Here is a 14,369-nt window from a genome sequence, read left to right as displayed (position 1 = left end):
ACCAGCCTCGCTGTACGCCTCGCCGACACCCCAAGAAAGCGAAAACGCCAAGTGTGTGCGCTATGTTAACGCCTATGAGGCTTACCCCATCAGCACATAGGATCCCGGCGCCTCGGTCAGCGGCGGGTAGTCCTTGGTTCCCAGGGGCGGCGGTGCGACCCGGGCGCCGGAACGCTCGGCCAACCAGGCGCTCCAGGCGCTCCACCACGAACCTTGCTGAACCGGCGTCACCAGGACCCAGGTGTCGGGATCGACATATTTGTCGGCGTCGGCCTGGGTCGATATCTGGAAGCTGCGGCCCTTGTGGCCGGGTTCCGAGACGATGCCGGCATTGTGGCCGCCCGAGCACAGGATGAAGGTGACGTCGGTGTCGGTCAGGATGCCGATCTTGTAGACCGACTTCCACGGCGCGACATGGTCCTTGGTGGTGCCGACGGCGCAGATCGGCGCGCGGATGTCGGTCAGGGCGATGGGGCGGCCATCGACGTTGAAGCGGCCCTTGGCCAGGCTGTTGTCGAGGAACAGGCGGCGCAGATATTCGCTGTGCATGCGGTACGGCATGCGGGTGGCGTCGGCGTTCCACGCCATCAGATCGTTGCCGTGATCGGCCTCGCCCAGGAAGTAGTGGCGCACCATCCGAGACCACACCAGATCGTTGGAGCGAAGCAGCTGGAAGGCGCCGGCCATCTGCTTGGTGTCCAGGAAACCCTGGTCCCACATCACGTCTTCCAGATAGGCGACCTGGCTTTCGTCGATGAACAGCATGATCTCGCCGGCATCCTCGAAATCGGTCTGGGCGGCCAGCAGGGTCACCGAGGCCAGGCGGTCGTCGCCGTCTCTGGACATTTCCGACGCCGCGATCGACAGCAGCGTGCCGCCCAGGCAATAGCCGGTGGCGTGGACCTTGGTCTCGGGCACGATGGCGTTGATGGCGTCCAGCGCGGCCATGATCCCTAGGCGGCGATAGTCGCTCATGCCCAGGTCGCGATCCTCGGCGGTGGGGTTCTTCCACGAGATCATGAACACCGTGTGGCCCTGGCCGACCAGCCAGCGGACCATGGAATTGGCCGGCGACAAATCGAGGATGTAATATTTCATGATCCAGGCCGGCACGATCAGGATCGGCTCGGGATGGACCGTCTCGGTGGTCGGCGCATACTGGATCAACTCGATCAGCTTGTTGCGATAGACCACCTTGCCGGGCGTGCAGGCCACACCCTGGCCGGGGGTGTAGCGCGGGTCGGGGGCGTAATCGCGCCCGGTCGCCTGGCGCAACAGGTCGTCGCAGTAATTCTGCCAGCCGCGCGCCAGGTTCTGGCCGCCTTGTTCCAGCGTCACCTTCAGCACGTCGGGATTGGTCAGCGGGAAATTGGCCGGCGAGAACACGTCGAGCAGCTGACGGGCGGCGAATTCCACCACCTGCTGACGGTGGCGGCTGACGCCCCGGATGTTGGTGGTGGCGTAGTGCCACCATTGCTCGGTGTAAAGGAACGCCTGGCTGAGGACGTTGTAGGGGTATTTCTGCCATTCGGCACTGGCGAAGCGGGAATCCTGGGCCAGCGGCACGAACGGGTCGGGATCGGTCTGACCGGCGGCCGAGGCGGCGGCATAGCGCATCAGGGGCAGCGCCTTGGCGGCGGCGTTCTGGGCCAGCTCGCCCATCTTGCCGGGCGAGTTCATCAGGTGGACAAGCCAGTCCAGATAGGCCAGCCCCAGCGAGGCCGGCGACAGCGCCATGGTGAAGCGGCCCTGCACCGCATGCATCAGGCGGTCGGTGCTTTCGGTGAACACCGGGAAGGGTGGACGGAACGATTCGGGCTGCGGATTGTTCGCGGCCGTCGGTTGCGGGCGGATCTCGTTCATGGCGATGTCTTCCCCACGCGGATGATCACCGACTATACCCCCGCGCAAGGGCGGCGCGGCATGACGATTTTGCAACCGCGAGAACGGGGTATGGTCATTGAAACCAATGTAAATTTTTCGGAATCCGCTGGCCTTTTTTCGGGCGCTGCCATATAGTTATTATCGAGTTAATCTAGCCTTGGTGTAATTATGGCTCTCGGTACCAACAAAGTCTCGGCGATGGGATCGCCCGGAATGGCAGCGGCGGCAACAGCCCGCCCGGCCTCCGGCGGTCGCAATGTCGCGACTTCGCATGGTGCCCCGCTCGAAAGTGCCGTCTTCTCGCCGCAGATCGGGATCAACGACAACCGTCTGCTCCGCTATGAAGAGGAAATGCAGTTCGGGACCGAGGATCGCCGTGAGCCCGAGCAGCAGGCCACGCCGTTCATCATCCGCGCCACCAACGCCTTCAAGGCCGAGGAAGTGGATGAGGTGATCAATGGCGGGGCTGGCGACGGCAGTTTCCTTGGCATGGTGATGCGCGGAGTCGGCACTTACGAGCGCAATATGCGGGTGACCACCCCAGGCGCGGTGCGCCCAGGCAGCGTACTCAATTACGTCTACTGACCAATCGGATGCAAGTCGCGGCGCCGGCCTTGGTCGGCGCCGTTTCTGTTGGTTGGCCGTGGCGAACTCGGGCTAGGTCCACACCTTCGATTTGCCCAATCAGCGGTTTTAATGCCATTTGCCAATGTGCCGCCTGGCGTTAGTATTAGGCTGCGCGCGGCCTGCTGGCTGCGGCCTTTGAGAGGTCGCCCAATGGATGTAAAAAGCCCGGTGAGGTTTGGATAAATGTACGTCCTCGGGGAAAAACCATGTACCTTTCTGGCGCGCCCCGTCCTCTTTCTCATCCTGTGCCGTCCGTGAGTAAAGACCTGCCTCACCCTCCCCTTCGTCGCGACGTGATTCGACGCCCGATGCTGGCCTATGCGCTGGCGTTGATCGGCTTGATCGCCGTGGCCACCGGCTGGGATGTCTATGGCAGCTACCGGGCCCAGCAGGATCTGGTCCACCGCCAGATGGCGACGCTGGCCAACGCCGCCAGCGTCGGGATCGAGGGCAGCGTGCGCGCCATCGACGGTCTTTTGCAGGATGCCGCCAAGTCCATCGACCTTGACCATTGGCCCAACCCGCAAGCGGTCAGCTATATCCAGGCGCGGCTGGTGGCCTTCCCGGAAATCCACGATCTGATCATTGTCGGTCCCGATGGGCGAACCGTTTCGGAAATCATCAACGCCCGCTCGACCACGGCGCAGGTGCTGGACGTGTCCGACCGGGAATATTTCCTGCACCAGCGCGATCATTGGGCCGATCAGTCCCTGCATATCGCCGCCCCGGTGGTCAGCCGGGCGATGGGCCGGCACGTCATTCCTTTGTCGCGGCCGCTGCCGGGCCGGAATGGCGCCTTTGGCGGCCTGGTGGCGGCCGGAATCAACCCGGTCTATTTCGGAAAGGTCCTGGGGGGCTTCGCGATGCAGCAAGATGCCAGCGCATCGCTGTTGCGCCGCGACGGAATATTCCTGGCCCGTTTCCCGGACGAGGCCCAGTATCGCGGCCTTTCCGCCGCCGACAGTCCGATCTTTCGCCAGCATCTGCCGGCGGCGTCGGCCGGGGTCGTCGACGCGCCGGACATCGTCACCGGCCGCCAGCGGGTGATCGCCTATCGCGCCATGGACAATTACCCCTTGGTGGCGATATCGACCCTGCCGGTGCCCATCGCGCTGCAGGAATGGCGCCAGCAAATGGCGCAAGGCGTGGTCACCATCCTGGTTCTGGCCGGGGGGGTGTTGTTCCTGACCTTCGTCGTCGAGCGGCGCACGGATTCGTTGCGCGGCCTCGCTGAAATCATTCAGTCGTCCGACGACGCCATCATCGGCATGAATCTGGCCGGGCGGATCACCAGTTGGAACGGCGGTGCCGAACGCCTGTTCGGCTATGCTGCCTGCGAGGCGATCGGTCAGTCCGTCACCATGCTTGGCCCCAAGGACCGTCCGCGCGAGGGGCAGGACGTCCTGAACCTGATCGCCAACGGGCAGCCGGTGGAACATTACGAGACGCAGCGCAAGACCAAGGATGGCCGTCTGGTCGATGTTTCGGTGTCCATTTCGCCGATCAAGGACGGGCGCGGCAAGATCACCGGCGGGTCCAAGATCGTGCGCGACATCACCCGGCGCAAGCGGGCCGAGGACGAAATCCGCCATCTTGCCGCCGTCCTGGAACGCCGCGTCGAGGAACGTACCGCCGAACTGGTCGCCGCCAACCAGGAAATGGAAAGCTTCACCTACGCCGTTTCCCACGATTTGCGGGCGCCGCTCAGGGCGATGACCGGGTTCAGCCAAGCCCTGATCGAGGATTACGGCAGCACGTTGGATGGCAATTCCAAGGTCTATCTCGACCAGATCGTCATCGCCAGCCGCCACATGGGGGCCTTGATCGACGGGTTGCTGCTGCTGTCGCGCTGCTCGCGCGGGGACCTGCAACGCGAGACTGTCGATCTTTCCGCCATGGCGGCCTGGATGCAGCGCGAATTGCACCAGGCCCATTTGGACCGCAAGGTCACCTGGACCATCGAGGACGGGCTGTCGGCCTGGGGCGACCCGCGCATGATCGAAATCGTCATGCGCAACCTGATGGGCAACGCGATGAAATACACCGCCCGCACCGAAGACGCGCAAGTCCGCATCTTCTCGGAGCGCGACGGTGCCACGGTGCGCATTTGCGTCGCCGACAATGGCGCCGGCTTCAATCCCGCCCATTCGGACAAGCTGTTTCGTCCGTTCCAGCGCCTGCATCGCCAGGACGAGTTTCCCGGGTTGGGCATCGGCCTGGCGACGGTTCGGCGCATCGTCTCGCGCCATGGCGGGGCCATCGAGGCCACCTCCGCCCCCGACAAGGGGGCGACGTTTTGCTTCAGTTTACCGGTGGGTGTTGATCCAGATATCGAGGTGGGAGAGTCATGAAGGTCAAATCGATCCTGATGGTCGAGGACAATCCGCAAGACGAGATGTTGGCGCTTCGATCGCTGCAGAAGGTCAACCTGGCCAATCAGGTGGACGTGGTCCGCGATGGACAGCAGGCGCTCGACTACCTGTTCCAGCAAGGCGAGTTCGCCGGGCGTGTGGGCTCGGACCTGCCGACGGTGGTCCTGCTCGACATCAACCTGCCCCGCCTGAGCGGGCTTGAGGTATTGAAGCGGCTGCGCGAACACAAGGAAACCCACCTGTTGCCGGTGGTGATCCTGACCTCGTCCGACGAAGAGGAGGATCGCCTGAAGAGTTACGAGGGCGGTGCCAACAGTTTCGTGCGCAAGCCGCTGGGTTTCGCCGAATTCGCCGAGACCGTGGCGCGCCTGGGCGTCTATTGGCTGGCCGTCAACACGCCGCCCGAGGTGTGACCGTGGACCGCCCCTTGAACATCCTGGTGATCGAGGATTCGGCGGCGGATTTCATGCTGGTCGAGCGTCATCTGCGCCGGGCCAGCCTGGATGCCAGGTGTCGGCGGGTCGACACCGTGGCCGACTTGACCGCCGCCCTGGACGATTCCGAATGGGACGTGGTCTTGAGCGACTATTCCATGCCGGCCATGTCGTTCGGCCAGACGCTGGAACTCCTGCGCGGCTGCCGCCCCGATCTGCCGTTGATCCTGATTTCCGGCGGCCTGGGCGAGGAAGAGGCGGCCGAGTGGCTGAAGCGGGGCGCCTGGGACTTCGTCCTCAAGGGCGGACTGGCCCGGCTGGTGCCGGCCATCGAGCGCGCCATGCGCGACGCCGCCGAGCATCGGGCGGTCCGCGAGGCCGAGCGGGCGGTGCGCGACGGCGCCTTCAGGATGCGGCAATTGATCGCCGGCCTGCCCCATCCGGTGTGGACCTGCGACCCCGATGGCACCTGCGACTTCTTAAGCGAGCGTTGGGTGGCCTATACCGGCATTCCCGCCGAAATCCAGTTGGGATATGGCTGGTTGGAATGCGTGCATCCCGACGACCGGGCCGGCTTGATGGCGGCCTGGAACGAAGCGGTGGCGGCGGGCAGCGATTTCGCCGTTGAGTTTCGCCTGCGCCGCCACGACGGCGCCTTTCGCTGGTTCGACACGAAAGCGGTGCCACTGCGGACCGAGGATGGCCGGATCGAGAAGTGGTTCGGGTCGAGTTCCGACATCCACGAGGCCCGCGAGGGACGCGAGGCCCTGCGGATCAGCGAAGCGCGGCTGTCGGCCATCTTCCATATCAGCCCGGCGGCGATCGCGGTCAGCCGCGCCGCCGACGGCCTGTTCTTCGAAGCCAACGAAACCTTCCTTTCGACCTTCGGCTACCAACGCCAGGAATTGATCGGGCACACGGCGATCGAGATCGGGATGTGGCAGAATCTGGCCGTGCGCAAGGCGGCGGTGGCGGCCCTGAGAAGCGGCAAGCAGGTCATCAATCGCGAAATCCACTTGGTCCGCAAAGGGGGCGCGGTCGGCGAGTTCCTGTTTTCCGCCGCCTTGACCGAATTGAACGGCGAGGAATGCATCTTGTCGGTGATGCAAGACGTCACCGACTACAACGCCACCAAGCACCACGAGGAAGAACTGCGCCAGTCCAACGCCGAGTTGGAGCAATTCGCCTATGTCGCCAGCCACGATCTGCGCGAGCCGTTGCGGATGATCTCGAGCTATCTCACTCTGCTGAAACGGCGCCTGGGGCCATCGCTGGACGAGACCGGGCAGGAATTCATCGGCTACGCGGTCGATGGCGCCACCCGGATGGATGCCTTGATCCGCGATCTGCTGGAATATTCCCGGGTCGGCCGCGACGCCGTGCATGAGACCGTGTCCCTGGCGACGGTCCTGGAAGAGGTGCGTCTGATCCTGGGGCCAACCTTGATCGAGGTCGGCACCGAACTGACGGTCGCCGAAGGCCTGCCCTCGGTCATCGGCTATCATCGCGACATCGTGCGCCTGTTCCAGAACCTGATCGGCAATGCCGTCAAGTACCGTCATCCCGACCGCGTACCGGTCATCTCGGTGGGGTGGAAGGATGACGGCTCGTCCCACTGGATCGCCTTCGTCCAAGATAACGGCACCGGGATCGAGGCCGGCGATTTCGACAGGGTGTTCGGGATCTTCCAGCGGCTGGTCCCCCGCGAGTATTGCGAGGGAACCGGCATCGGCCTGGCGGTCTGCCATAAGATCGTCGACCAGCACCATGGCCGCATCTGGATCGAATCGGTGCCCGGCAAAGGCAGTACCTTCTTCGTGTCCCTGCCCAAGGCGGAGTGACTGTCGTCGATCGCGAGTCTTTCTTGCTATTCGAAAATGGCGTCGATCGCTTGTGGTCGGCGCCATTCTTGTTTTTTGGTTCGATAATCCCCCTGATGTTGCGGTGCAATATTGGCTCTGCCATGGCCTAGTAGTCAGTTGCATATTCGAGAAAATATAGGTGATAAAACCTATGCGGTGACGCGTCCATTGTTTAAGATTGATCGAATGTCGTCTTTATTTTACTGTAATTGACCAATGTCACGGACGCGATTGCGGAAAACAGTGGCGGGGCGCCGAACGGGGCGAGCAGACGGATAGGGGGATTTCATGAATTTCGCGATGGTTATTCGCGGCGCCGCGATTGGGGCCGTAACCTTGCTGGCTGTCAGCGTCGATGAGGCCGGGGCCTCGGACCGCAAGGCCAGCCTGACCCGCCAGATGGTCGAGGACATCAAGGCCGGCAAGATGGAGCTGGAAGGCGACCATGCCGCCGTCAATGAACTGATCATCAAGCGCAACATCCCGATCACCTATAGTTACATCGCGGTGCTGATGCGCACGCCCAATGCCTTTGGCGAAGGGCCGGCCTGCGTGGTGTGCCATGGGTCCGGCGATCCGTCGGTGTCCTATCGCGGCCTGGACCTGTCGACCTGCGAAGGCATCAACAAGGGCTCGACCGAACCGCCGGCCCGCAAGCTGTTCACTCCCGGCAAGGGCGCCAAGAAGGAATTGCTGGGACGCATGCTGCGCAACAACCGCATGCCGCTGGGGGTTCGCTTCAACGTTCCGACCGACAGTCCGCCGATCCTGGCCATCCGCCAATGGATCGCCGACGGCGCCAAGGATGACGCCCACTTCAAGAAGGACATCCTGCCGCTGTTCGCCACCGCCAACACCTTCGCGGCCAACACTCCGGCCTGCACCGAGTGCCATATGTCCAACCAGGAGCCGCCCAGCTTCCACGAACTGGACCTGTCCAGCTACAAGGGCATCATGCTGGGCGCCGATTCGGTGGCCAAGGGCGTGGCCAACGCCACCAAGGTCGTGATCCCCGGCAAGCCCGACGAAAGCGGCCTGATGCAGCATCTGGTGGAAAACCGCATGCCGCCCGGTATCGAGCCGTCGTCGGATCGCGACCATCCCAATACCCAATTGCTGCTGCGCTGGATCGAGCAGGGGGCCAGGTGCGACTGAATCTGGGGCGCCGCCGGTTCCTGGCCGGCGGCTTAGCCCTTTGGGCCGGCGCGGCGAAGGCATCGACGCCGCGCGGGCCGCTGGCCTGGACGGTCGATACCGGCAACAAGGTGTTGACGCCGGCGGCCCGGGACGGCGACCGGTTGGCCTTCGCCGGCGAGGCCCGGGTCGGGCTGGTCGAAGGCCGCACCGGCCGGCTGCTGTGGGGGCGGGACCTGACCGACGGCGATGCGGCCCGTTTCCGTCCGCGTCTGGCCGATGGTGTGATGCTGACCGGTGCGGCGGCCGCCTTCCGGGCTTGGGCGGCCGAGGATGGCCGGCCGCTGTGGCGGGCCGAGGCCGAGCGGGCCTTCGGCGCGCCGCTCATATATAAAGGAATGGTGCTGGCCGGCGACGGTCACCGGCTGGTCGCTCGCGACCTGACCAGCGGCGCGGTTCGCTGGCAATTCGATACCCATCTCGACACCGACATCCATTACGCCCCGGCCGCCGCCGGCGGCACGGTGTTCGTGTGCGGCGGCGATGGCGTGCTGAACGCGGTGGACCTGGCCAGCGGCCGCTTGCTGTGGCGGGTCGATCGCGCCAAGGAATGGCAGTATCTGCGGCAATTGCACATCTGGAACGACATCCTGGTGGCCGGCGCCTATCAAGAGAAGCTGCACGGGCTGGACATCGCCACCGGGGCCGAGCGCTGGAGCTTCTATGCCGGCAATTTCATCAATTCCCATCTGGTCGCCGACGGTTCGGCCTATTTGTGGTCGCCGACCGGTTGGCTGTATGCCGTCGATGCCGCCAACGGCGCGGTGCGCTGGCGCCATCGCACCACCGATTACGGCAAAGCCGCCGGCAATTGGGCGCCGCTGATGGCCGAACTGGTGGTGCAAGGCGACGATCTGTTCGCCTTGGACATGGCCGATGTCCTGCATGTGCTGGACGTTGCCTCGGGTCGCGAGCGGCTCCGCGTGGCGGTCGGCGAAAAGCTGCGCCCCTTCGTGGTTCCCCTGGGCCAGGGCCTGGCGGCCCTTGGCACCCAGGACGGCCGCCTGCTCGGCGTGCCGCTTTAGCCCATTGTCCTGCCCGTTTCCGGGTAGGGCCAGCCGCCCCATCCGGGGCAAGCGCTCCTTGCGCGAATGTGGCAAATTTACGTGTCAATAGCCATGTCGGCTTGACAGTCCAGGGGGGCTGGATTACACCACGCCTACCCGCGCGGGTGGTCGGTTCCTGACCCGACATCCGCGTGGGATGGCTTGTGCTTGTTTGTTGGAGGGCTGTTCCCCGTCATCCTGCCATGCGGTGTCATCCGCCGAACCCGGGCCCTTCCGATCCTGTAAGATCAGCAATCGGTCCCCGTCTTCGCTCGGAACTCCTATATGATGGCGCGGGGGATTGTCTTCGGGTCGCACCCAATTGAAGGGCAGGGACGATGGACGCTTGGCTGCTCGAATATCTGCCGATCCTGATTTTCCTGGGGATCGCCATTGCCGTATCCGTGATCGCCATCGCGGCGTCGTGGCTGGCCGGCAAGCAACGGCCCGATCCGGAAAAGAACGCCGCTTACGAATGCGGCTTCGACGCCTTCGGCGACGCCCGCTCGAAGTTCGAGGTGCGTTTCTACCTGGTGGCCATCCTTTTCATCATCTTCGATCTGGAAGTGGCGTTCCTGTTCCCGTGGGCGGTGACCCTGGGCAAGATCGGCCTGTTCGGCTTCTGGTCGATGATGGTGTTCCTGGGCGTGCTGACCATCGGCTTCATCTATGAATGGCGAAAGGGAGCCCTGGAATGGGAGTGAGCAATTCCTCGCTGGTGACGCCCGCCCACGCAGGCCCGCTGGCCCCCGGTGCGGCGCAGGACCAGTTGATGAAGCTGGTGGCCGAGGAAATCCAGGACAAGGGCTTCGTCGTCGCCAATCTCGACAAGCTGGTCAATTACGTCCGCACCGGTTCCTTGTGGCCGATGACCTTCGGTCTGGCCTGCTGCGCCGTGGAAATGATCCATGCCGGCTGCTCGCGCTATGACCTGGACCGGTTCGGCATCGTCTTCCGTCCCAGCCCGCGCCAGTCCGACGTGATGATCGTCGCCGGCACCTTGACCAACAAGATGGCTCCGGCGCTGCGCCGCGTCTACGACCAGATGGCCGAGCCGCGCTGGGTGATCTCGATGGGCTCGTGCGCCAATGGCGGCGGCTATTATCACTATTCCTACTCGGTGGTGCGCGGTTGCGACCGCGTGGTTCCGGTGGACGTCTATGTCCCCGGTTGCCCGCCGACCGCCGAGGCGCTTCTGTACGGCATCATGCAGCTGCAGAAGAAGATCCGCCGTACCGGCACCATCCTGCGCTAGCCACCTTTGGGACGGTCACAAACCATGACGCAAGTGCTGAAGGATCTGGGCGACTACATCGCCGCCGCCCTGCCCAACGACGTCCTGTCCGCCGAGGTGAACCGCGTCGGCGAATTGACGGTCAACGTCCGTGCCGCCTCGGTGGCCCGCGTGCTGACTTTCCTGCGTGACGATTCGGGCTGCCTGTTCAAGCAGCTGGTCGATGTCTGCGGGGTCGATTACCCCGAGCGCGAGGAACGCTTCGACGTGGTCTATCACCTGCTGTCGCTGAAGCATAACCAGCGCGTGCGGGTGAAGGCCCAGACCGACGAAGAGACTCCGGTCCCGTCGGTGGTCGGCGTGTTCAGCTCGGCCGGCTGGTTCGAGCGCGAGACCTGGGACATGTACGGCATCATCTTCGCCGACCATCCCGACCTGCGCCGCATCCTGACCGATTACGGCTTCGAGGGGCATCCGCTCCGGAAGGACTTCCCGCTGACCGGCTATGTCGAGATCCGCTACGACGAAGAGCAGAAGCGCTGCGTCTACGAGCCGGTCAAGCTGGTCCAGGATTTCCGCAGCTTCGATTTCCTGTCGCCATGGGAAGGCCAAGGGCCGCTTCCGGGCGACGAAAAGGCGGAAGGGAGCCGCTGACATGGCTGAAGCCGAGATCAAGAGCTACAACATCAATTTCGGTCCTCAGCACCCGGCCGCCCACGGCGTGCTGCGTCTGATCCTCGAGATGTCGGGCGAAATCGTCGATCGCGCCGATCCGCATATCGGCCTGCTGCATCGCGGCACCGAGAAGCTGATCGAGCACAAGATCTACCAGCAATCGATCCCCTATTTCGACCGCCTGGACTATGTCGGCACCATGAACCAGGAGCACGCCTTCGTGCTCGCGGTGGAAAACCTGCTGGGCGTCGATATCCCGTTGCGCGCCAAGTACATCCGCACGCTTTACTGCGAGATCGGCCGCGTCCTCAACCACATCCTCAACGTCTGCTCGTTCGTCTTCGACGTCGGCGGCATGACGCCGATGCTGTGGGGCTTCGAGGAGCGCGAGAAGCTGATGGAGTTCTACGAGCGCGCCTGCGGTGCTCGTCTGCACGCCAATTACTTCCGCATCGGCGGCGTCGCCATGGATTTGCCGCCGGGCCTGCTGGAAGACATCGATGCCTGGTGCGACCAGTTCCCCAAGGTGATCGACGATATCGAGACCCTGGTCACCGAGAACCGCATCTTCAAGCAGCGCACCGTCGATATCGGCACGGTCAGCGCCGAGCAGGCGCTGGATTGGGGCTTCACCGGCCCGAACCTGCGCGCCAGCGGCATCGCCTGGGACCTGCGCAAGAGCCAGCCCTACGAAGTCTACGACCGCATGGATTTCGACATCCCGGTCGGCAAGGCCGGCGATTGCTATGATCGCTACCTGATCCGCATCATCGAGATGCGCGAATCGGTCAAGATCATGAAGCAGTGCATCCGCGAGATGCCGGCCGGTCTGGTCCGCGTCGATGACCGCAAGGTCAGCCCGCCGCCCAGGGCCGAGATGAAGCGGTCGATGGAAGCCCTGATCCATCACTTCAAGTTGTTCACCGAGGGCGTGCGCGTTCCGGCCGGCGAGACCTATACCGCCGTCGAGGCGCCCAAGGGCGAGTTCGCCGTCTATATCGTCGCCGACGGCACCAACAAGCCCTATCGCTGCAAGATCCGTCCGCCGGGATACGTCCACCTGCAGGCCCTCGACATGATGTCCAAGGGACACATGATGGCCGACGTGGTCGCCAATATCGGCTCCATCGACATCGTTTTCGGCGAGATCGACCGATGAGCAACGAAACCGAAATGACCAGCTTCGCCTTCACCCCCGAGAATCTGGAACTGGCGAAGAAGATCATCGCCAAGTATCCGGCCGGGCGTCAGCAATCGGCGGTGATGCCGCTGTTGGACCTGGCCCAGCGCCAGGTCGGCTGGACCTCCATCGCGGTGATCGAGGCGATCGCCGAGATGTTGGAGATGGCGCCGATCCGGGTGCAGGAAGTGGTGACCTTCTACACCATGTACAACCAGCGCCCGGTCGGTAAGTTCCACGTCCAGGTGTGCACCAACATCTGCTGCCTGCTCAGGGGCTCCGACGGCGTCGGCGACACCGCCAAGCAGGTGCTGGGCGTCGAATGGGGCGAGACCACCGCCGACGGGCTGTTCACCCTGTCCGAGGTCGAGTGCCTGGGTGCTTGCGTCAACGCCCCGATGATGCAGGTCAACGACGATTATTACGAGGACCTGACGCCGGACACCACCAAGGCGGTGCTTGACGCGCTGAAGCGCGGCGACACCCCGAAGGTGGGTCCGCAGAACGGCCGGCAGTTCTCGGCCCCCGAGGGTGGCCCGACCACCTTGACCGAACTCACCTTCGGAACGGAGAAGGCGTGATGCTGCGCGATCAAGACCGTATCTTCACCAATCTCTACGGCATCCACGACTGGGGCCTGAAGGGCGCCCAAGCTCGCGGCGACTGGGACGGCACCAAGGCCATCCTGGAACGTGGCCGCGACGCCATCATCGAGGAAGTCAAGAATTCCGGCCTGCGCGGCCGTGGCGGTGCCGGTTTCTCGACCGGCATGAAGTGGTCCTTCATGCCCAAGACCGAAGGGGCTCGGCCGCACTTCCTGGTCATCAACGCCGACGAAGGCGAGCCGGGCACCTGCAAGGACCGCGAGATCATGCGTTTCGACCCGCACAAGCTGGTCGAGGGCGCGCTGATCGCCGCTTTCGCGGTGGGGGCGCATGCCGCCTACATCTATATCCGCGGCGAGTTCATCCTCGAGGCCAAGCACCTGCAGGCCGCCATCGACCAGGCTTATGAAGCCGGGCTGATCGGCAAGAATGCCTGCGGTTCGGGCTTCGATTTCGATTGCTACGTCCATCGCGGCGCCGGCGCCTATGTCTGCGGCGAGGAATCGGCGCTGATCGAATCGTTGGAAGGCAAGAAGGGCCAGCCCCGCCTGAAGCCGCCGTTCCCGGCCGGCGTCGGTCTGTATGGCTGCCCGACCACGGTCAACAACGTCGAATCCATCGCGGTGGTGCCGACCATCATGCGCCGGCAGGCTTCGTGGTTCGCCGGCATCGGCCGGCCGAAGAATTCCGGCACCAAGCTTTTCTGCATCTCCGGCCACGTCAACAAGCCGTGCAACGTCGAAGAAGAGATGGGCATCCCCTTCCGCGAGTTGATCGACAAGCATTGCGGCGGCATCCGCGGCGGCTGGGATAATCTGCTGGCGGTGATCCCCGGCGGTTCCTCGACGCCGGCCTTGACCAAGGATATCTGCGAGACCGTGTTGATGGATTTCGACGGCCTGCGTGAGGCCGGTTCGGGTCTGGGCACGGCGGCCGTCATCGTCATGGACAAGTCCACCGACATCGTGCGGGCCATCACCCGGCTGTCGCGCTTCTACAAGCACGAAAGCTGCGGCCAGTGCACGCCGTGCCGCGAAGGCACCGGCTGGATGTGGCGCATGATGGAGCGCATCAACAAGGGCGAGGCCGCCCTGGAAGAAATCGACATGCTGCAGGAAATCACCAAGCAGGTCGAAGGCCACACCATCTGCGCCCTGGGCGACGCGGCCGCTTGGCCGATCCAGGGCCTGATCCGTCACTTCCGTCCCCTGATCGAAGCCAAGATCAAGGGCCGGGCTTCCAGCGCGGCTTAAGGC

Annotated in this window: 13 protein-coding genes; 12 read left to right on the top strand and 1 reads right to left on the bottom strand. The window is 64.0% G+C overall.

Annotation, left to right across the window (positions count from 1 at the left end; all coding sequences use genetic code 11):
• Nucleotides 1-81 precede the first annotated feature (81 nt).
• Nucleotides 82-1,863: a PHA/PHB synthase family protein gene (locus A6A05_RS12730; protein WP_068501629.1), complete on the bottom strand. Its 1,782-nt coding sequence runs from the start codon at nt 1,861-1,863 to the stop codon at nt 82-84.
• 189 nt (nt 1,864-2,052) lie between these two features.
• Here A6A05_RS12730 and A6A05_RS12725 point away from each other — a divergent pair, with 189 nt between their 5' ends.
• From A6A05_RS12725 to nuoF, 12 genes are all read left to right on the top strand, one after another.
• On the top strand, nt 2,053-2,469 hold the full coding sequence (locus A6A05_RS12725) for a hypothetical protein (RefSeq protein WP_156521046.1): 417 nt from the start codon (nt 2,053-2,055) through the stop codon (nt 2,467-2,469).
• Between the two features lie 335 nt (nt 2,470-2,804).
• Entirely contained in the window at nt 2,805-4,862 is a 2,058-nt protein-coding gene (locus A6A05_RS12720; protein WP_216635797.1) for a PAS domain S-box protein, read from the top strand.
• Nucleotides 4,859-5,296 (top strand): response regulator, encoded by a 438-nt coding sequence (locus A6A05_RS12715; protein WP_068501622.1) that lies wholly within the window; start codon nt 4,859-4,861, stop codon nt 5,294-5,296. Before A6A05_RS12720 ends, A6A05_RS12715 begins: the two co-directional genes overlap by 4 nt.
• A gap of 2 nt (nt 5,297-5,298) precedes the next feature.
• Nucleotides 5,299-7,158 (top strand): PAS domain S-box protein, encoded by a 1,860-nt coding sequence (locus A6A05_RS12710; protein WP_156521045.1) that lies wholly within the window; start codon nt 5,299-5,301, stop codon nt 7,156-7,158.
• Between the two features lie 309 nt (nt 7,159-7,467).
• The gene (locus tag A6A05_RS12705; protein WP_216635796.1) at nt 7,468-8,334 is read left to right on the top strand and encodes a hypothetical protein; all 867 of its coding nucleotides are present in this window, start codon (nt 7,468-7,470) and stop codon (nt 8,332-8,334) included.
• Complete coding sequence (locus A6A05_RS12700; RefSeq protein ID WP_068501616.1) at nt 8,325-9,398, top strand: outer membrane protein assembly factor BamB family protein; 1,074 nt, start codon at nt 8,325-8,327, stop codon at nt 9,396-9,398. Before A6A05_RS12705 ends, A6A05_RS12700 begins: the two co-directional genes overlap by 10 nt.
• A gap of 359 nt (nt 9,399-9,757) precedes the next feature.
• Entirely contained in the window at nt 9,758-10,123 is a 366-nt protein-coding gene (locus A6A05_RS12695) for an NADH-quinone oxidoreductase subunit A (protein ID WP_068501612.1), read from the top strand.
• The gene (locus tag A6A05_RS12690; RefSeq protein WP_068501609.1) at nt 10,114-10,674 is read left to right on the top strand and encodes a NuoB/complex I 20 kDa subunit family protein; all 561 of its coding nucleotides are present in this window, start codon (nt 10,114-10,116) and stop codon (nt 10,672-10,674) included. The genes A6A05_RS12695 and A6A05_RS12690 overlap by 10 nt, the downstream gene beginning before the upstream one ends.
• 24 nt (nt 10,675-10,698) lie before the next feature.
• The gene (locus A6A05_RS12685) at nt 10,699-11,307 is read left to right on the top strand and encodes an NADH-quinone oxidoreductase subunit C (protein WP_068501607.1); all 609 of its coding nucleotides are present in this window, start codon (nt 10,699-10,701) and stop codon (nt 11,305-11,307) included.
• 1 nt (nt 11,308) lies between these two features.
• A complete protein-coding gene (locus A6A05_RS12680) occupies nt 11,309-12,487 on the top strand; it encodes an NADH-quinone oxidoreductase subunit D (protein WP_068501604.1) in 1,179 nt (392 codons plus the stop codon).
• A complete protein-coding gene (nuoE, locus tag A6A05_RS12675) occupies nt 12,484-13,089 on the top strand; it encodes an NADH-quinone oxidoreductase subunit NuoE (protein ID WP_068501601.1) in 606 nt (201 codons plus the stop codon). Before A6A05_RS12680 ends, nuoE begins: the two co-directional genes overlap by 4 nt.
• Complete coding sequence (gene nuoF, locus A6A05_RS12670; RefSeq protein WP_068501598.1) at nt 13,089-14,366, top strand: NADH-quinone oxidoreductase subunit NuoF; 1,278 nt, start codon at nt 13,089-13,091, stop codon at nt 14,364-14,366. The genes nuoE and nuoF overlap by 1 nt, the downstream gene beginning before the upstream one ends.
• The last annotated feature ends 3 nt before the right edge of the window (nt 14,367-14,369 follow it).

Origin of the sequence: Magnetospirillum moscoviense, from assembly GCF_001650635.1 — a bacterium.
GTDB classification, from domain to species: domain Bacteria; phylum Pseudomonadota; class Alphaproteobacteria; order Rhodospirillales; family Magnetospirillaceae; genus Magnetospirillum; species Magnetospirillum moscoviense.
The sequence above is the reverse complement of the archived record's forward strand: the minus strand, read 5'-3'. Positions and strand labels throughout refer to the sequence as shown.